Annotated in this window: 17 protein-coding genes; 15 read left to right on the top strand and 2 right to left on the bottom strand. The window is 66.1% G+C overall.

The annotated features are described in order from the left end of the window. Positions 1–8 precede the first annotated feature (8 nt). The 3 genes from D3H54_RS24845 (at position 9) to D3H54_RS24835 (ending at position 2,935) form a co-directional block, all read left to right on the top strand. On the top strand, positions 9–782 hold the full coding sequence (locus D3H54_RS24845; RefSeq protein WP_149382107.1) for a FadR/GntR family transcriptional regulator: 774 nt from the start codon (positions 9–11) through the stop codon (positions 780–782). Positions 783–792: 10 nt separating this feature from the next. After that, positions 793–1,671, top strand: a complete 879-nt coding sequence (locus tag D3H54_RS24840; RefSeq protein ID WP_149382106.1) for an enoyl-CoA hydratase/isomerase family protein — start codon at positions 793–795, stop codon at positions 1,669–1,671. Between the two features lie 88 nt (positions 1,672–1,759). Further along, positions 1,760–2,935, top strand: a complete 1,176-nt coding sequence (locus tag D3H54_RS24835; protein ID WP_149382104.1) for a thiolase family protein — start codon at positions 1,760–1,762, stop codon at positions 2,933–2,935. A gap of 11 nt (positions 2,936–2,946) precedes the next feature. Here D3H54_RS24835 and D3H54_RS24830 read toward each other — a convergent pair whose 3' ends face one another. After that, positions 2,947–3,684 (bottom strand): TetR/AcrR family transcriptional regulator, encoded by a 738-nt coding sequence (locus D3H54_RS24830; RefSeq protein ID WP_149382102.1) that lies wholly within the window; start codon positions 3,682–3,684, stop codon positions 2,947–2,949. 163 nt (positions 3,685–3,847) lie between these two features. Here D3H54_RS24830 and D3H54_RS24825 point away from each other — a divergent pair, with 163 nt between their 5' ends. The 12 genes from D3H54_RS24825 (at position 3,848) to D3H54_RS24770 (ending at position 16,901) form a co-directional block, all read left to right on the top strand. Beyond that, the gene (locus tag D3H54_RS24825; RefSeq protein WP_210419590.1) at positions 3,848–4,609 is read left to right on the top strand and encodes a crotonase/enoyl-CoA hydratase family protein; all 762 of its coding nucleotides are present in this window, start codon (positions 3,848–3,850) and stop codon (positions 4,607–4,609) included. 13 nt (positions 4,610–4,622) lie between these two features. Continuing rightward, positions 4,623–5,420 carry an SDR family NAD(P)-dependent oxidoreductase gene (locus D3H54_RS24820; RefSeq protein WP_149382098.1) on the top strand — a complete coding sequence of 266 codons (798 nt, stop codon included), beginning with the start codon at positions 4,623–4,625 and terminating at the stop codon, positions 5,418–5,420. Between the two features lie 9 nt (positions 5,421–5,429). After that, the gene (locus D3H54_RS24815) at positions 5,430–6,437 is read left to right on the top strand and encodes a dihydrodipicolinate synthase family protein (RefSeq protein ID WP_149382096.1); all 1,008 of its coding nucleotides are present in this window, start codon (positions 5,430–5,432) and stop codon (positions 6,435–6,437) included. A gap of 78 nt (positions 6,438–6,515) precedes the next feature. Continuing rightward, on the top strand, positions 6,516–7,358 hold the full coding sequence (locus D3H54_RS24810; RefSeq protein ID WP_149382094.1) for an enoyl-CoA hydratase: 843 nt from the start codon (positions 6,516–6,518) through the stop codon (positions 7,356–7,358). Between the two features lie 13 nt (positions 7,359–7,371). Then, positions 7,372–8,580: an amidohydrolase family protein gene (locus D3H54_RS24805; RefSeq protein WP_149382093.1), complete on the top strand. Its 1,209-nt coding sequence runs from the start codon at positions 7,372–7,374 to the stop codon at positions 8,578–8,580. A 3-nt stretch (positions 8,581–8,583) separates the two neighbouring features. Next, entirely contained in the window at positions 8,584–10,194 is a 1,611-nt protein-coding gene (locus D3H54_RS24800) for an acyl-CoA synthetase (RefSeq protein ID WP_149382091.1), read from the top strand. After that, positions 10,191–11,018 (top strand): amidohydrolase family protein, encoded by an 828-nt coding sequence (locus tag D3H54_RS24795; RefSeq protein ID WP_149382089.1) that lies wholly within the window; start codon positions 10,191–10,193, stop codon positions 11,016–11,018. Before D3H54_RS24800 ends, D3H54_RS24795 begins: the two co-directional genes overlap by 4 nt. Then, positions 11,019–12,056 carry an acyl-CoA dehydrogenase family protein gene (locus tag D3H54_RS24790; RefSeq protein WP_149382086.1) on the top strand — a complete coding sequence of 346 codons (1,038 nt, stop codon included), beginning with the start codon at positions 11,019–11,021 and terminating at the stop codon, positions 12,054–12,056. A gap of 7 nt (positions 12,057–12,063) precedes the next feature. Then, a complete protein-coding gene (locus D3H54_RS24785) occupies positions 12,064–13,257 on the top strand; it encodes an acyl-CoA dehydrogenase family protein (RefSeq protein ID WP_149382084.1) in 1,194 nt (397 codons plus the stop codon). Next, positions 13,254–14,492, top strand: coding sequence for an amidohydrolase family protein (locus tag D3H54_RS24780; RefSeq protein WP_149382081.1), 1,239 nt, complete (start codon positions 13,254–13,256; stop codon positions 14,490–14,492). Before D3H54_RS24785 ends, D3H54_RS24780 begins: the two co-directional genes overlap by 4 nt. Before the next feature lie 13 nt (positions 14,493–14,505). Next, positions 14,506–15,708: an acyl-CoA dehydrogenase family protein gene (locus tag D3H54_RS24775; protein WP_149382079.1), complete on the top strand. Its 1,203-nt coding sequence runs from the start codon at positions 14,506–14,508 to the stop codon at positions 15,706–15,708. Then, the gene (locus tag D3H54_RS24770) at positions 15,705–16,901 is read left to right on the top strand and encodes a cytochrome P450 (RefSeq protein WP_149382077.1); all 1,197 of its coding nucleotides are present in this window, start codon (positions 15,705–15,707) and stop codon (positions 16,899–16,901) included. The genes D3H54_RS24775 and D3H54_RS24770 overlap by 4 nt, the downstream gene beginning before the upstream one ends. On the opposite strand, the gene D3H54_RS24765 is transcribed toward D3H54_RS24770, so the two are convergent. Then, a complete protein-coding gene (locus D3H54_RS24765) occupies positions 16,902–18,083 on the bottom strand; it encodes a CaiB/BaiF CoA transferase family protein (protein ID WP_149382075.1) in 1,182 nt (393 codons plus the stop codon). Positions 18,084–18,103: the final 20 nt, after the last annotated feature.

Below are 18,103 nucleotides of genomic sequence, written 5' to 3'. Positions count from 1 at the left end.
GGGAGTCGATGGCAGCCGCTCCGCGTATCCGTCAGCCCCGCGTCGCCGACATCGTCGCGTCGCGGCTGCGCGACGACATCCTCTCCGGCCGGCTGCGGGAAGGTGACGTCCTACCCTCCCAGGAGAGTCTGTTCACCGAGTTCGGCGTCAGCCCGCCCGCGCTGCGCGAGGCGATCCACATCCTCGAGGTCGACGGTCTGGTGTCGGTGCGGCGCGGCAACGTGGGCGGTGCCGTGGTGCATCTGCCGTCGGCCGACCGCACCGCCCACATGATCAGCATGGTGCTGCAGTCGCGGTCCTCCACCCCGGCCGACGTCAGTGGGGCGCTGATGCATCTGGAGCCGATCTGTGCGGGGATGTGTGCCGCCCGGGAAGACCGTATGAGCGAGGTTGTGCCGTACCTGCAGGCCGAAATCGACCGTCAGGAAGAGCAATTCGACGACACCTCGCAGTACGTTCCCAATGCCCGTCGCTTTCACGAGGCACTGGTCTCCCGATGTGGCAATGAGCCGATGATTCTGCTGATCGGGTCGCTCGAGCTGATCTGGTCGGCCCACGAGTCCTCGGTATGGAGCGACGAACCGGACCCGATGCGACAGGCGACCATGCGGGCCGCGCTCAGCGACCACCAGAAGATGCTGGCCGCGATACGGGACGGCAACGCCGATCGCGCGGTGCGGCTTGCCCAGGACCATCTGGCCGCCGCGCGCCGCAACACCCTGGCCTTCGGCCGGGACAGAACCATTGAGGCCAAGCTCATTTCGAATCCGGACCGCAGGTGAGGAACCGACCATGACCGACGACGACCGCGTGCTGTTCGAGGTGGATCGCGAGAGTCGCATCGCGACCATCACGCTGAACAACCCGGCCCAACGCAACTCCTACGACGCGGCGATGCGCGAAACGGTCGGCCGCTGCCTGGATGCCGTCGCGGAGGACGACGACATCACGGTCGTGCTGTTGCGCGGTGCCGAGGGTGTGTTCTCGACGGGTGCGAACATGAACAATGCCTACGGGTGGTACGGCGACAAGGCGGAGGAGCAGACGTCCTCCTCCGGGCGCCGCCCCAGTCAGCGCCGCCGACTCACGGTGGACCGCAAGTCATTCGGCTTCTACCACAACCTGATGGGCTTTCCGAAGGTCACGGTCGGCGAGATCAGCGGGTACGCGCTCGGCGGCGGTTTCGAGATGGCGTTGATGACGGACATCTCGGTCATCGCCCGTGACACCAAGATCGGGATGCCGGCCACCCGGTTTCTCGGGCCCGCGCTCGGCAGCCTGCACATGTTCTTCCACCGACTCGGCCCGGTGCTGGCCCGGCGGCTGTTGCTGACGGGTGACACGATCACCGCCGCCGACGTCGAGCATCTCGGCGTCTTCACCGACACGTGCGACGCCGGCTCGGTGACGGCGCGGGCCCGGTACTGGGCCGAGAAGGCGGCCAAGATGCCGGCCGACGGTGTGGTCATCGCCAAGGAGGCCTTCCGGCTGGTCGAACAGAGCCAGGCCTACCAGGGCGAAGAAGTGGCCAGCTATCTGTTCCACGCGTACGGCACCAACCTGCAGTTCGCACCGGGGGAGTTCAATTTCGTCAAGACCCGCGCGCAGGTCGGCACCAAAGAGGCGTTCCGGCTTCGTGACGAGCATTTCCATGTGCCCGAGCCGCAGTGACGTGTACCACTTACCGTCAGCGCTACACATTCTGCTAGTTTTGTAACGTTGCCTGAGGGTAACGTCGCAACGTCGAAGTGAGGTCGTCATGCCCGAACCAGTCATTGTCGGTGCCGTCCGGACGGCGATCGGTCGTTCGTTCAAGGGGACGCTGGTCAACACCCCGCCCGAAACACTGATCACCACGGTGCTGCCCGAGGTCGTCCGGCGCTCCGGGATCAACCCCGCCGACATCGACGACATCATCTTCGCCGAATCCCATTACGGCGGCGGCGACCTCGCCCGGTACGCGGCCACCGCGACCGGCCTCGAGCACGTCCCCGGCCAGTCGGTGAACCGGCACTGCGCGGGCAGCCTGACCGCCATCGGCAACGCGGCGGCGCAGATCGGTTCCGGTATGGAGCGTGCGCTGATCGCCGGCGGTGTGCAATCGCTGTCGATGACGCCGCTGACCAATTGGCGCATCCCCGGTCCCGAGCTCAAGTTCGAGGAGCGGTGGATGCCGCCGACCCACGTCGAGACCCCGGATGCCCCGGCCAAGGACATGTCCATCACCGTCGGCTGGAACACCGCGCAGGCGGCGGGCATCAGTCGCGAGGAGATGGACGCGTGGGCCGCGCGGTCGCACCAGCGCGCGGTGGCAGCGCAGGATGCGGGCAAGTTCCTCGACGAGATCATCCCGCTCAAGGTCGAGCAGTTCGACGGTTCGGTGATCGACTTCAGCGTCGACGAGCATCCCCGCCGCGACACCACCGCCGAGAAGCTCGCCGGCCTCAAGGTGCTGCACCCCGAGATCGAGGGCTTCTCGATCACGGCGGGTAACAGCAGTGGGACCAACGACGCGTGTGCGGCGGTCGGGCTGGTCGAGCGTGGGTACGCCGACGCCGAGAAGCTCGACGTGCTGGCAACCGTGAAGGCCTGGGGTGCGGTGGGCGTTGCCCCGCGCGACACCGGTCTCGGCGGCGTCCGGGTGATCGGCCGGGTTCTGGATCGGGCCGGCCTCACGCCGTCTGACGTCACGTTGTGGGAGATCAACGAGGCCTTCGCCTCGGTGCCGATCGCGGCCTGCAAGGAGTACGGCATCGACGAAGAGCTGGTGAACTTCTCCGGCAGCGGCTGCAGCCTCGGCCACCCGATCGCGGCGTCCGGCGCCCGGATGATCACCACCTTGATCTACGAGCTCCGCCGTCGCGGCGGCGGCATCGGTGTCGCGGCGATGTGCGCGGGCGGCGGTCAGGGCGGCGCGGTCGTCATCGAGGTCTAGTTCGCGGGGGCCTAGCCCTTTCGGCGAGACTTCGGCGCGGAGGACTTCTTGCCTTCCTCGATGAGCGCCGCAGCGTGGTCGAGGATGCACTCGAGGCCGAATTCGAAGTTGCGCTCGTCGGCGCCGCCGATGCGGTGCCCCTCGGCACTGACCTTGGCAAGCAGCGGGGTGCTCTCGGCGTTGCCGATGATCGCGTCCTCGAGCTTGTGGGCATCCTCGTCGGCGGCCCGGTTCTTCTCATAAAGCCGGTGAAGCACAACCGAACCGCGAACGTGCACCGAGACCGCGGAGTAAGTGTCGAACGCGTCTTCCGCGGACAGGCCGGCCTCGACCAGGCTGGTGATCGCCTTCTCGACTGCCTGCTCGCCTGCCCGCACCGCGCGGGGGCTCAGCGCGGAGCGGATCAGGATCAGATCGCACAGGATCGGGTTGCCCATGAACGTCTTTCGCATCGTCCGCGCGTGGTTGGCCAGGGTCTCGCGCCAGTCGGCGGCCTCGACATACGGCGTGGCGAACACGTACTGGCCCAGTGCGCGGTCGGTCATCGCATTGAGCAGGTCGTCCTTCTTGCGGAAGTACCAGTAGATACTGGTGACTCCGACGCCGAGGTGCTTGCCCAGCAGGGGCATGCTCAGATTGTCGATCGACACCTGCTCGGCGAGTTCGAAGGCGCCCGCGATGATGTCGTCGGGATTGATCGACCCACGCTCGCGCCGGGGCCGCTTGGCGGCGGTCGCTGGCTTGGCCACTGCAGGTCCACCCTTCCGTTCGAGAATCAGCGGGTGGAAACCTTACCCCGAAAGTGGTGTGTGAAGCCTCGTCCCCGCTCCGGATCCGTCGGTCTCTTCCCGTTACTGTAAAGCCTATAGTAGGTTTTACCGATACCAGCGAACCAACATGGAGGAGCCGCGGGTGTCGGACGCAGTGCTGCGGGAGCGCCAAGGCCGGATACTGGTCATCACGATCAACCGCCCCGAGGCCCGCAACGCGGTGAATCTCGCTGTGAGCCAAGGACTTGCCGACGCGGTCGACGAGCTCGACAACGACCCCGACCTGACCGTCGGGGTGGTCACCGGCGCGGGCGGAAACTTCTGCTCCGGGATGGATCTCAAGGCATTCGCGGCCGGCGAGGCCGTGGCCATCCCCGGTCGGGGGATCGGGTTCACCGAGCGCCCGCCGCGCAAACCGCTGATCGCCGCGGTCGAGGGCTTCGCGGTCGCCGGCGGGACCGAGGTCGTTCTGGGCACCGACCTGGTGGTCGCCTCGACAACAGCCAGGTTCGGGATCCCCGAGGTCAAGCGCGGCCTGGTGGCGGCCGGCGGCGGACTGCTCCGCCTGCCGCACCGCATCCCGTATCAGAAGGCGTTCGAGTTGGCCTTGACCGGCGAGACCTTCACCGCCGAACAGGGCGAGGCGTGGGGCTTCGTCAACATCCTCACCGAACCCGGCGGGGCGCTGGCCGGGGCGATCGAGTTGGCCGGGAAGATCAGCGCCAACGGCCCGCTGGCGGTCGCCGCGACCAAGGACGTGCTGCTGCAATCCGCCGACTGGAGCCAGGCGGAAATGTGGAAGAAGCAGATGGAGCTCATCATTCCGGTGTTCTCCTCCAACGACGCCCGCGAAGGTGCCGTCGCATTCGCAGAGAAGCGCGCGCCGAATTGGACCGGCACGTAAAGCCAGGCCGGCCATGGATCTCGGGCTCGGTGACGCCACCGCCGTCGTGGTCGGCGGCGGGCGCGGAATGGGGTTCGCCGCCGCACGATGCCTGGCCGACGACGGCGCCCGGGTCGCGCTGATCGGCCGCACCGCGGCGGTGCTCGACGCCGCAGCCGATGAGCTGGCTGGACGGGGCAGCCCGGATGCGCTGGCATTGGTGGCCGACACCGGCGACGACGCGCAGGTTCAGCGCGCCTTCGATCACATCGGGGGTCGCTGGGGTGGGCAGCTCAACATTCTCATCAACGCTGTAGGGCCAAGTGTGCAAGGCACTTTCGACGATCTGACCGATGACCAGTGGCGTAGGGCGATCGACGAGGGCGCGCTCGGGATGGTGCGCTGTGTGCGCGCGGCACTTCCGCTGCTACGCGCCGCTGAGTGGGCCCGCATCGTCAACTTCGCCGCCCAGTCCACGCAACGCCAGAGCGCGCGGCTCGCGGCCTACACCGCGGCCAAGGCCATGGTCACCAGCGTCTCCAAGAACCTCTCGTTGCACCTCGCGCCCGACGAGATCCTGGTCAACGTCGTGTCACCGGGCAGCATCGCCTCCGAAGCGCTCACCGGCTGGGCCGAGTCGGTCGGTGTCGACGGCAACGATCCCTATGCGCTGATGGCTGCCATCGACGAGCATTTCGGCCATCCGGCGCATCTGCCGCGTGCCGGGTTGCCCGACGAGATCGGCCCCGTCGTGGCCTTCCTTGCCTCCAAACGCAACTCGTATATGACCGGCGCCAACATAAACGTCGACGGCGGATCCGACTTCACCTGAGGGGCAGTGATGGCCACAGCGCGCGACGCCCGGGACTGGGCACGCACGGGACTGCACGGTATCGGCGACAGCCTCTACACACCGTTCACCGGAACCGACGGTGACGACATTGACTGGGACGCCTATCGGGCATTGGTAAGGTACTGCGTCGGGGAGCTCAAGCACCCGATGCTGTGGTGCACCAGCGGTATCGCCGAGTTCTGGTCGCTGACCCTTGACGAGCGAAAGCGGTTGCTGGAGATCGCAATCGAGGAGGGCCGGCGGGCAAACCCGGATGTCGTGATCCAGGCCTGCACTGCGGCCACGGCGGCCAAGGACTGTGTCGAGCTGACTGTGCATGCCCAGGAAGCAGGCGCCGACATCGCCTATATCCAGACGCCGATGATGGAAACCCACGGTGGTGAGGGCGTGCTGCGCTTCTTTCGCTACGTCGCCGATCGCACCGATATCGCGCTCGGCATGTTCAACTCGCCATCGTCGGGATACGTGCTGACGCCCGCGGAGGGGGCACGCATCTATGCCGAGATTGCCGCGGTGTGCGCGACGAAGGAGGGTGCCTTCCGGCCGGGTAATACCCGGCTGCTGCACGAGCTGGCGCCGGGCCTGGTGATCTGGGAATGCGATCTCACGGTGTACCGCGCGGGCTGGTTGCGAGCCGGGATCGTCGGCCCTGCCCAGCTGGGGACCGCGGGTTATCTGAACGAGACGCCGCAGCGGCCGATCATCTCCGAATACTGGGCGCTGGTCTGGGCCGACAAACTCGTCGAGGCGATGGACTACGCCGAGAAGTCGGGGCTGGATCAGTTCGGGATCGACATGGGCAACTGGTTCACCTGCTACCCGGGCCGTCCCGACTACTTCACCCACTGGGCTGGCGCATTCAAATACGCCGCATCACTACTGGGATTGCCGATCGGCGACTATCCGCATTCGCGCCCGCCGCAGACCGAAGTGCCCGAGGCTGGAAAGGCTCAGATCGAGAAGGCTTACCAGCGGCTCGGTCTCATCGAACGCTGATTGCGGAAGGCGATACCGATAGGTGTACAGTATGGACATTCCCGCATGTTGGCGAGCCATTCCTGGAGGTACCCCTAGGTGACCGACACTCGCGCAGATGTCACCGCGAATCCCGCTGCGGCCACGCCCGTTCTCTACGAGGTGCTCGACAGCGGTGTCGCGGTCCTGACGTTCAACCGTCCCGAGCGGATGAACGGCTGGGGCGGTGGGCTGGCCGCCGGTTTCTATGCGGGTATGGACGCCGCCGAGGCCGACTCGGCTGTTCGCGCGATCGTGGTGACCGGCAGCGGGCGTGCCTTCTGTGCTGGGGCCGATATGGGCGACCTGTCATCGATCAGTTCCGCCACCGTCGACAGTGCCGGCGAGGCGGACCTGACCAAGATGGTGGGCGAGCGGCATCCGCTGTTCGTCACCACCGTGAGCAAGCCTGTGATCGCCGCGATCAACGGCGCCTGCGCCGGCATCGGGCTGACCCAGGCCCTGATGTGTGACATCCGCTTCGCTGCGGCCGGGGCCAAGTTCAGCACCTCGTTCGTCCGCCGCGGCCTCATCGCCGAATACGGCATCTCGTGGATCCTGCCCAAGGTCGTCGGGTGGGGGGCCGCGCTGGACCTGCTGATGAGCGGCCGGGTGTTCTACGCCGAGGAGGCCCTCGAACTCGGCATGGTCAAGGAAGTCGTCCCACCGGACGAATTACTCAGCCGCGCAATCGAATACGCGCAAGACATCGCCGCCAACTGCGCTCCGAACTCGCTGGCCGTCATCAAGCGTCAGGTCTATGGCGACGCGCTGCGCGACGCGCAGGACGCCAGCGGGCGGGCCGAGGCGCTGATGCACGAGTCCATGCAACGCCCCGATTTCATCGAGGGCATCACCGCGTTCTTCGAGAAGCGGCCGCCGAACTTCCCGCCCCTGACGTGAGAGGACGACACCGATGACTTTGGACTACAGGGCGATTGACGTCGATAACCACTACTACGAGCCGATCGATTCATTTACCCGGCATCTGCCCAAGGAGTTCAAGCGCCGTGGCGTGCAGATGCTGACCGAGGGCAAGCGCACCTTCGCGGTCATGGGCGGCGTCGTCAACCAGTTCATTCCAAACCCGACGTTCGACCCGATCATCGAGCCGGGATGCCTGGACTTGTTGTTCCGTGGCGAGATCCCCGACGGCGTCGACCCGGGGTCGCTGATGAAGGTCGACCGGCTGGCCGACCACCCCGAATATCAGAATCGGGACGCGCGGGTAAAGGTCCTGGACAAGCAGAACCTCGAAACCGTGTTCATGCTGCCGACTTTCGCGTGCGGGGTCGAGGAGGCGCTCAAGCGCGACATCGAGGCGACGATGGCCTCGGTGCACGCCTTCAACCTGTGGCTCGACGAGGACTGGGGTTTCGACCGTCCCGACCACCGGTTCCTTTCGGCACCGATCATCTCGCTGGCCGACCCGGATGCGGCGGCGGCCGAGGTGGAGTTCGTGCTGAGCCGCGGCGCCAAGATCGTCTGCGTGCGGCCGGCGCCGGTGCCGGGGCGGGTCAAGCCACGCTCGCTCGGCGATCCGCTGCACGACCCGGTGTGGGCCCGGCTGGCCGAAGCGGACGTACCGGTGGTCTTCCACCTGTCCGACAGTGGCTACCTTGCGATTTCGGCACTGTGGGGTGGTACCGGAACCTTCGAGGGTTTCGGCAAGCGTGATCCACTCGACACCGTGCTGCTCGACGACCGCGCGATTCACGACTCGATGGCGTCGATGATCGTGCACCAGGTCTTCACCCGACACCCCAAGCTCAAGGTGGCGAGCATCGAGAACGGCTCCTACTTCGTCTACCGGTTGATCAAGCGGTTGAAGAAGGCCGCCAACAACGCGCCGTACCACTTCAAGGAGGATCCGGTCGCGCAGCTGAAGAACAACGTCTGGATCGCCCCGTACTACGAGGACGACGTCAAGCTGCTCGCCGACACGATCGGTGTGGACAAGATCCTGTTCGGCTCGGACTGGCCGCACGGCGAGGGTCTGGCCGACCCGATGAGCTTCACCGCCGACATCCCGCAGTTCCCCGAGTTCAGCGCCGAAGACACCCGGAAGGTGATGCGAGACAACGCCTTGGACCTGCTCGGTGTCTCCGTGCCGTCAAGGGTCTGACCCGTGCCCGAATGGACGATCGGCGCGGTGCTCGACGCCATCGCCGAGGTGATCCCCGACCGGCCGATGACGATCTGCGGCGAGCGCACCAGCACCTTCGCCGAGTCGGCCGACCGCACGCGCCGGTTGGCGAACTTCCTGGCCGGCAGTGGGTTTGGCGCCCACCGTGAACGGAACGACCTGGAGAACTGGGAGTGTGGCCAGGACCGGGTCGCGCTGATCATGCACAACGATCTGTACCCCGACATGGTCATCGGGTGTCTCAAGGCACGCGTCGTGCCGGTCAACGTGAACCACCACTACACGTCCCGAGAAGTCGACGAGCTGCTCGCCTACGTCAAGCCACGCGCGGTGATCTATCACCGTGCGCTGGGCGCCACGTTCGCCGACGTGCTGCCACCGGAGAGCGCCAAGGTGCTGATCTCGATCGACGACGGCAGCGAAGGACCGGATCTTCCGGGCGCGATCGATCTGGAAGATGCGCTGGCAGAGGGCGATCAGGATCAGAACATCGAACCTTCACCGGACGACGTGCTGATGATCTGCACCGGCGGCACGACGGGCCGGCCGAAAGGGGTGATGTGGCGCCAATCCGACACCTATGCCGTCTCGATGAACGGTGCCGACCACGAGTCGGTCACCGAGATCCACGACAAACTCGGCACACCCGGTGCGCCGTGGTTCGCGGTGTCCCCGCTGATGCATGCGGCCGGGATGTGGACGGCGTTCGCCGGCGTGCTGAACGGCCAGACCGTGGTGCTCTACGACTCCGCGAAGTTCGATCCGCACCGGGTCCTGTCGACCGCGCAACGGCACAAGGTCGGCATGATGACGATGGTCGGCGACGCGTACGCCGCCCCCCTGGTCGAGGAGCTGCGACGCGGCGGGTACGACCTGTCCTCGTTGTTCGCGTTGGCGACGGGCGGAGCGGCGACCAACCTCAAGCATCAGCAAGCCCTGCTGGAGCTGCTGCCCGACATCATCCTGATCAACGGCTACGGATCGTCGGAGACGGGCAACGTCGGGTTCGGGCGCAGTGTGCGCGGCGACCACAAGGACACCTTCGAATTGCGAGACGGCGCATTGGTTCTCGCCGAGGACTACAGCCGCTTCCTCCGCGCTGGTGAGGACCAGGTCGGCTGGGTGGCCCGCGCAGGCCGGATCCCGCTGGGCTACTTCGACGACGCCGAGGCCACCCGCAGGACCTTCCCTCAGGTCGACGGTGCGCGGGTGGTGATCTCCGGGGACCGCGGCTCGCTGGCACCGGACGGGACGCTGCGGCTGTTCGGCAGGGACTCACTGGTGGTCAACACCGGCGGGGAGAAGGTCTTCGTCGAGGAGGTCGAAGAGGTGCTGCGTGCGCACCCCGATGTCGCGGACGCTCTGGTGGTCGGACGGCCCAGCGAGCGGTGGGGCCAGGAGCTCGTCGCACTGGTGGCGCTGCGTACCGACGTGCCGCACGACGCACTGCGCGAGCACTGCGCATCGCAACTTGCCCGCTACAAGGCGCCGAAGGAGTTCATCGTCGTCGACCAGGTCAGACGCCTGGGCAACGGCAAGGCGGATTATCGGTGGGCCAAAGAGACTGCCAACAGCAAGGTTTCGCTGCCATGACGCGCAAGGTGATAGACGGTCTGGTCAACGTCCACTTCGGTGAGGCAGAGCGGCAACCGAGCTGGATGCTCAAGGTCCGCGACGACTACTTCAAGGGGCCGCAGTCGATGTTCGCCCCGGTGGACCTCGGTGAGTTGCTCGACGAGATGGATGCCCAGGGTGTGCAGAAGGCTGTCCTGATGGACAACATCGTCACGCCGTCTGTGACGGCGCGGAAGTTCGCCGAAATGCGACCGGACCGGTTCGCCTTGGCGATGGGCGGTCTGAACCTGCTCAAACCGATGCCGACCCTGCGCGAACTGACCGCGATCGTCGCCGACCTGCCGGTTGTGTATGCCGCTGTGGGGCCGAGCTTCTGGGGTGATGCGCAGTATCCGCCCAGCGACGCCGTCTACTACCCGCTCTACACCAAGTGTGCCGAGTTGGATCTGCCGCTGTGTCTGAACACCGGACTGCCCGGTCCGCCGATCCCGGGCGAGGTCCAGAATCCGATCCATCTGGACCGGGTTTGCGTGCGGTTCCCGGAATTGCGGCTGTGCATGATCCACGGCGCCGATCCCTGGTGGGATGTCGCGATCCGGTTGATGATCAAGTACGAGAACCTGCGCCTGATGACCTCTGCGTGGTCACCGAAGCGCTTGCCGGACAGCCTGCTTCACTACATGCGCACCCGCGGACCGAACAAGGTGATGTTCGGCTCCGATTGGCCGGTGCTCAGAATGCACCGCGTCGTACCGGAAGCCGAGGCGCTGGATTTACCGCCCGAAGTCCTCGACAACTATCTGTACAACAACGCCAACGATTTCTTCTTCAGGGAGCGCTGAATGGATCGCTACGAACTGCGCAGGCTCGACTACAGCCTCTCCGAGGACCACACCGATCTACAGACCGCTTACCGGCAGTTCTTCAAGACCCACAGCACGATTGAGACCGTGCGGGCCGCCGAGGCGGGCGGTTTCGACAAGAGTCTGTGGGAACGGTTGTGCGCCATGGGCGCAACGACCATGGCCGTCCCCGAGTCGGCCGGTGGCGATGGTGCCACCATGGTGGACCTGACGCTGGTGGCCGAGGAACTCGGGCGTTACATCGCTCCGGTGCCGTGGATCGACCATGTCTGCGCTGTCCGCCTGCTGGCCGGCCTCGGCGCACTCACCGACGAGGTGATGAGCGGCAATCAGATCGCCGGGTTGGACGCCGCACTGGACAGCGTCACCGGCAAGCGGCTGATCCCGACGGGTTCGATCGCCGACCACATCATCGTCCGCGACGGGGACGATGTTGTTCTCCTCACTTTCGGAACGAGGCCGGCCAAGGTAGACAACATCGGCCGGCTCCCGATGGCGTGGGTCGATCCCGCCGCCGCGGACACCCGCACGGTGCTGGGCACCGGGCCGGACGCACTAGCTGAATATGCTCGGGCGCTGGATGAATGGCGGTTGCTGACCGCGTCCGCGCTCGTCGGTCTGGTCGAGGAAACCATGACCATCGCCGCCGAGTTCGCCAAGTCCCGCTACACCCTGGGTGTCCCGATCGCCACCCTGCAGGCCATCTCGCATCCGTTGGCCAACATGGTGATCACGGTCGAAGGAGGACGCAACCTGGCTCGCCGCGCTGCGTGGTTCCTCGACAACGAGCCGCACGCGCGCCCGGAGTTGGCGCCGTCGGCCTTCGTCTTCATGGCCGAGGAAGCCGCCAAAGCGGCGACGATGGCCGTGCACATCCAGGGTGGTCTCGGGGTGTCGTCGGAGGCCGCGGCGACCGCGTACCTGGTGCGGGCCAGAGGCTGGCCACTGGCCGGTGGTGATCCCGGCGCGAGCGCCAAGCAGATCGGGCGCCTGCTCGCAGACCGCGAAACCGCCTAGGGCTGCCATGGATTTCTCACGCGTAGAGCTGGCTGCCGAGGACCAGCAGTTCCTCGAGGAGGTCCGCCACTTCCTGACGACCCACATCACCGACGAGGTGATCCGGCACGACCGGGAGACCGGCGACAACTTCCACGAGGGTGTGCATCTGGCGCTCGGTGCGGCCGGGTACCTCGAGGCCGAGTGGAAACCGGAATCCGAGGGCGGGTTCAGCCGCGTTCGCCGGCGGATCTGGGAGCTGGAGAAGCGACGGTTTCACGTCCCGTGGGTCACCTGGGGCACCACGTCGATGGTGGCGCGCTCGGTCGACACCTTCGGCTCCGAGGAACTCAAAGCCGAAGTGCTGCCGGGTGTTTTCAGCGGGCACGTCCGGTTGTGTCTCGGCTACACCGAGCCCGAAGGGGGCTCGGATGTGGCCACCTGCAAGACCCGCGCCGTGAAGGATGGATCAACGTGGGTGATTAATGGCTCGAAGATGTTCACCACCGGTGCGCACAACTGCCAGTACGTCTTCCTGATCACCAACACCGATCCGGACGCGGCGAAGCACAAGAGTCTCACCATGTTCCTCGTTCCGCTGGACTTGCCGGGCATCGAGATTCAGGGTCTGCGCACCGTCGACGGCGACCGGACGAACATCGTCTATTACAGCGACGTCCGGGTCGACGACAAGTACCGCCTCGGCGAGGTCAACGGTGGCTGGACCGTCTTGCGCGAACCGCTCAACGTCGAGCACGGTGCGGTGGCCGCCGCCGCCGACGGCCTGGCCGACGTGTCGATCATGATGCACCAGGCCAACTTCATGGCCACCGCGGTCGACAAGGCGGCCGCCGCCGTCGGCCGATCCGATCCGAACGGCCGGCGTGCCGTCGACGACGGTGCGGTGGCTTACCGACTGGGCCGCAGCACGGCCCGGATGGAGGCCGCCCTGAGTTCACCGAGTCTCTACGGCAGGGTTGCGATCGCACAGACCATGCGCGACATCTCACCGGACCTGATGGACATTCTCGGTGCCGCGGCAACGCTTCCGGTGGAGACCGCCGGCGCCGCCGACGATGGGGCGTCGGAGTACGTGTACCGCTTCGCGCCGCTGTCCGGAATCTACGGCGGCACGCTGGAGGTCTTCCGCAACATGATCGGCCAATACGTGCTGGGGCTGGGCAAGCCCGCGTACGCACCTCAACCGAAGAAGCTGTCATGACCGAAGCGCAGCGGCGCGACGTGCCGATCTTCGACGCCGATCAGCACATGTACGAGACACCCGAGGCGCTCACCCGCCACCTGCCCGAGCGCTACCGATATGCGGTGCAGTACACGCAGATGGGCCGCCAGACCCGGCTGGTGATCAACAATAAAGTCAGCGACTTCATCCCGAATCCCACGTTCGAACGAGTCGCTGCGCCGGGCGCGCACGAAAAGTTCTTCGCCGGCGAGAACACCGAAGGCCTGACGCTGCGCGAAATGCAAGGCCCCGCAATCGAAGCGCCGGCGGCCACCAAGAACCCGGTGGACCGGATCGCCGAGCTCGACCGCCAGGGTGTCGTGGAGGCGCTGAACTATCCGACGCTGGCCAGCCTCGTCGAACACTCGTCGGCCGACGATCCGGAGCTGACGCTGGCGATCATCCACGCCCTCAACCAATGGATGGCCGAGCACTGGTCCTACGTCTACGACGACCGGCTGTTCTCCACTCCGATCATCAACCTGTCCGAAGTCGGCGGCGCGCAAGCCGAACTCGACTACATCCTGTCCCACGGTGCCAGGGTGGCGCTGATCAAGCCGGGCCCGGTCCGCGGTGTGCACGGCTGGCGCTCGCCGGCTCTGCCGGAGTTCGATCCGTTCTGGCGCGATGTCGAAGCCGCCGGCCTACCCATCGTGTTGCACGCCAGCTATCCGCCGCTCGACTCGTACGTCAACAGGTGGGAGCCGCCACACACCCAGAACTTCATGGCGATGAGCGCATTCCGGTGGATGGTGCTGGGCCACCGCGAAATCGCCGACATGATCACCAGCCTGATCTGCCACGGCACTCTGACGCGGTTCCCACGACTGCGGATCGCCAGCGTCGAGAACGGCAGCTCATGGATAGGCCAGCTCTTCAACGACTTCGACGACCTGTACAAGAAGATGCCGCAGAACTTCCCAGAGCACCCGCACGACGTGTTCCGGCGCAACATCTGGGTCAGCCCGTTCTGGGAGGGCAGCGTCTCTGATGTGGTGAACACCGTCGGCTGGGACAAGGTGCTCTTCGGGTCGGACTATCCGCACCCGGAGGGGCTGGCCGAGCCGCGTGGATTCTGGAAGTACGCCGAAGGCATGGACGAACGCCGAACCTACGACTTCATGGGCGACAACGCCCGCCGGTTCATGGGGCTGCCGCTGGCGAACCCCGACCCCGCCGCGCTCAAGCCACCGGAACTTGCGGTGCAGTCCTAGCGAAGGAGCTGTCATGGATTTCACCGAAGTCGAGCTGAGCGCCGACGACGCGGCCTTCCAGCGCGACCTGCGCGCGTTTCTCGCCGACCTGGTGACCGACGAGGTGCGTCTGCGGGACCGCCAGACCGGTGACAACTTCGACGAAGGGGTGCACCTGGCGCTCGGCGCTCGGGGGTACCTGGAAGCGGAGTTCAAGACGGGTACGGACGGCGGTTTCAGCCGTATCCGGCGCCGCATCTGGGATCTCGAGCGTCGCCGGGCGCATGTGCCGTGGGTGACGTGGGGGACCACCGTGATGGTGGCCAAGGCGGTCGCTGCGTTCGGCAAGCCCGAGCTGGTCGATGAGGTGCTGCCGAAGGTCTTCGACGGCACGGCTCGAATGTGTCTGGGGTACACCGAACCTGAGGGCGGCTCGGACGTGGCCACCTGCAAGACCCGCGCCGTGCGGGATGGATCAACGTGGGTGATCAACGGTTCGAAGATATTCACCACCGGGGCGCACAATTGCCAGTACGTGTTCCTGCTGACCAACAGCGACGCAGGAGCGCCGAAACACAAGAGCCTGAGCATGTTTCTGGTTCCGCTGGACACCCCGGGTATCGAGATCCAGGGAATCCGTACCGTCGACGGCGACCGCACGAACATCGTGTACTACACCGACGTTCGGGTCGATGAGAAGTATCTGCTCGGCGAGGCGAACGCTGGCTGGACGGTGCTGCGCGGACCGCTCGACGCCGAACACGGGGCCGCACCGACGGAAGCCGACGGGCTCTCCGACGTGTCGATCATGGCGCACCAGGCCGGTGTGCTGGCCGCCGCCGTCGACGCCGTCGCCGCTCGGGTCGGGCATGCCGACGCCGCCGGACGACGGATGGTCGACGACGGCGCGGTCGCCTACCGGCTCGGCCGCAGTGCTGCGCGGCTGGAGGCATCCCTGTCCACCCCAAGCATTTTCGGGCGGGTGGCGCAAGCTCAGGCGATGCGCGACATCGCACCGGACCTGATGGATCTCGCCGGTGCCGCCTCGGCGCTGCCGGTGGACACCGACGGGGCGGCCGACAATGGTGCTTCCGAATATGCCTTCCGGTTCGCGCCGCTGTTCGGGATCTACGGTGGCACGCTCGAGGTGTTCCGCAACATGATCGCGCAGCACGTGCTCGGGCTCGGCAAGCCGAACTACTCGCCACCGGCGACGAAAGCCCCGGTCGCCACATGAGTGTGGTGTTCGATCCGTTCTCGGAAGACTTCTTCGTCAGCCCCTACGACACGTACCGACGCATGCGTGAGGAGGCGCCGGTCTACTACAGCCAGGACTACGACTTCTACGCGCTGACCCGACACGACGATGTCGCCGCGGCGTTCAAGGACTTCGAGACCTACTCGTCGGCGTACGGCGTGGATCTCGGTCAGGTACGGAAGGGGGAGGTGACCAAGCACGGGTCGATCATCGCGATGGACCCGCCCGCACACCGGCGGATGCGCAGCCTGCTCAACAAGGTGTTCACGCCTCGTGCCATCGAAGCGCAGCGCGCGCTGGTCATCGAACTGGTCGACAAACATCTGAATGCCGTCGACCCGGCCGGATTCGACGTCGTGCAGGACTTCTCGGCCTTGTTCCCGGTGGACGTCATGACGACCATGCAGGGGGTGCCGGCCGCTGACCGCCAGCAGATCCGCCTGTGGATCGACGAGCTGCTGCACCGTGAGAACGGCGACGTCGAGATGACCGAGGCTGGTCAGAAGGCGGCCGTCGACATGGCGGTCTACTACTTCCGGCTGATCAAGAAGCGCCGCCACGATCTCGGCGACGACCTGCTGAGCAAGCTGATCTGTGCCGAGATCGAACGCGACGACGGCCGGATGGAACCACTCGACAATATCGAGATCACGGAATTCGCAACACTGTTGGGTGGTGCGGGCGCTGAGACCGTGACGAAGCTGATCGGCAACGCCGCGGTGGTCTTCGCGCAGAACCCCGACCAGTGGGAGCTGCTACGGCGAGACCGCAGCAAGATACCGCTCGCCGTCGAGGAACTCCTGCGCTACGAAGCGCCCGCGCAATACAACGTGCGCTGCTCCCTACGTGAGATCACCCTGCACGGTGTCACCATTCCGGCCGGCAAGCCGGTGTTCCTGGTCGGCGGATCCGCCAATCGCGACCCACAGGCGTGGACCGACCCCGACAGATTCGACATCGACCGCGATCGTGCCCAGGCCCAGAACCTGGGACTCGGCTACGGAATCCACAGCTGCCTGGGCGCAGCCCTGGCCCGGTTGGAAAGCGCCATCGCCCTGGACAAGATGCTCGACTTCATGCCCCGGTTCGAGGTGGATTTCAGCGGCTGCAAGCGGGTCAACATGCAGAACGTCGCCGGTTGGAGCACCGTGCCGGTGAAAGTGCTGGCCTGACTAGACGATTCCGTCGCGGCGCAGATCCGCGATTTCGCGAGCGCCATAACCGATTTCGGCCAACACCTCATCGGTGTGCTCACCGAGCAAGGGAGCGCGTCGCCGGATGGAGCCGGGCGTGGCCGACAGGCGGAACGGTGTCTCGATCAGTGGCACGGGCCGTGACGCGCCGGGAAACGGAACCCGCTTGAGATATCCCATGGCTTCCACATGCGGGTCGTCGAGAACGTCCTGTGGCGAATTCAACGGAGCAGCAGGAAGTTTCGCCGATTCCAAGTCGGCGATCACCTCGGCTTTGGTCTTGCCCGCACACCACTGCTGCATCAGATCGTTGAGGACATCGCCGTTCTGCCAGCGTGAATCGTCGTCGGCGAAGCGCGGATCGTCGAACAGATCCTCCCGCCCGATCAGCCGGCACCACCTCTTGAACATCGGCTGGCCGGCGATCTGAAGCAGGACCCAGCCGTCGGTGACTTCGTACAGGTCGCACGGCGCGACCGAGGTGCCGCGGTTGGCCGCCCTCGGCTTGTCGACCCCGAGCAGCTCGCGCTCGATGAGGAAGGCGTTGGACAGCATCAATGCCGTTGGCAGTAAAGCACCTTCGACGTGCTGGCCCTGCCCGGTCTGGAGGCGGTGATACAGGGCCATCATCACCCCGATGGTCAGTGTGAGCGCCGTCCCGAAGTCGGCCTGCGGGACCACCGTGCGGATCGGGAGCTCCGGCAGACCCTGGCGGTAGACCGCGCCGGACATCACCTGCCCGGCCCCGTCGAATCCGATCCGGTCGCTGTAGGGGCCACCCTCGCCGTAGGCGGTGGCGCTGGCCAGGATGATGTCGGGTTTCACCGCGCGCAGCGACTCGTAGTCGAGCCCGCTGGCCCGCATCCCGGCGGCCGGCATGTTGGCGATCACGATGTCGGAGCGGGCCACCAACCTGCGGGTGATGTCGGCGCCTTGCGGCGTCGTCGAATCGAGGGTCAGAGAGCGCTTGTTGCGGTTGCACTGCAGGAAGGTGCCGCCCTCACCGCCGCTCGTGACCGACTGCACCCAACGGTCCTCGCCGCCTTCGCGCTTCTCGATGCGCAGGACGTCGGCCCCCATATCGGCGAGAAGCGCACTGCACCAGGGTGCGGCGATGAACCTGCCGTAGTCCAGGACCCGCACCCCGTCGAGAACGCCCATGTGTCTACCGCGTCAGGATC

The organism is Mycobacterium sp. ELW1, from assembly GCF_008329905.1.
Taxonomy (GTDB): Bacteria; Actinomycetota; Actinomycetes; order Mycobacteriales; family Mycobacteriaceae; genus Mycobacterium.
This window is presented reverse-complemented; position numbering and strand designations above follow the sequence as displayed.

Coding starts and splice junctions, on each gene's coding strand:
- D3H54_RS24845 (WP_149382107.1), top strand. CDS start 9: ATGGCAGCCGCTCCGCGTATCCGTCAGCCCCGCGTCGCCGACATCGTC.
- D3H54_RS24840 (WP_149382106.1), top strand. CDS start 793: ATGACCGACGACGACCGCGTGCTGTTCGAGGTGGATCGCGAGAGTCGC.
- D3H54_RS24835 (WP_149382104.1), top strand. CDS start 1,760: ATGCCCGAACCAGTCATTGTCGGTGCCGTCCGGACGGCGATCGGTCGT.
- D3H54_RS24820 (WP_149382098.1), top strand. CDS start 4,623: ATGGATCTCGGGCTCGGTGACGCCACCGCCGTCGTGGTCGGCGGCGGG.
- D3H54_RS24815 (WP_149382096.1), top strand. CDS start 5,430: ATGGCCACAGCGCGCGACGCCCGGGACTGGGCACGCACGGGACTGCAC.
- D3H54_RS24805 (WP_149382093.1), top strand. CDS start 7,372: ATGACTTTGGACTACAGGGCGATTGACGTCGATAACCACTACTACGAG.
- D3H54_RS24795 (WP_149382089.1), top strand. CDS start 10,191: ATGACGCGCAAGGTGATAGACGGTCTGGTCAACGTCCACTTCGGTGAG.
- D3H54_RS24790 (WP_149382086.1), top strand. CDS start 11,019: ATGGATCGCTACGAACTGCGCAGGCTCGACTACAGCCTCTCCGAGGAC.
- D3H54_RS24785 (WP_149382084.1), top strand. CDS start 12,064: ATGGATTTCTCACGCGTAGAGCTGGCTGCCGAGGACCAGCAGTTCCTC.
- D3H54_RS24780 (WP_149382081.1), top strand. CDS start 13,254: ATGACCGAAGCGCAGCGGCGCGACGTGCCGATCTTCGACGCCGATCAG.
- D3H54_RS24775 (WP_149382079.1), top strand. CDS start 14,506: ATGGATTTCACCGAAGTCGAGCTGAGCGCCGACGACGCGGCCTTCCAG.
- D3H54_RS24770 (WP_149382077.1), top strand. CDS start 15,705: ATGAGTGTGGTGTTCGATCCGTTCTCGGAAGACTTCTTCGTCAGCCCC.
- D3H54_RS24765 (WP_149382075.1), bottom strand. CDS start 18,083: ATGGGCGTTCTCGACGGGGTGCGGGTCCTGGACTACGGCAGGTTCATC.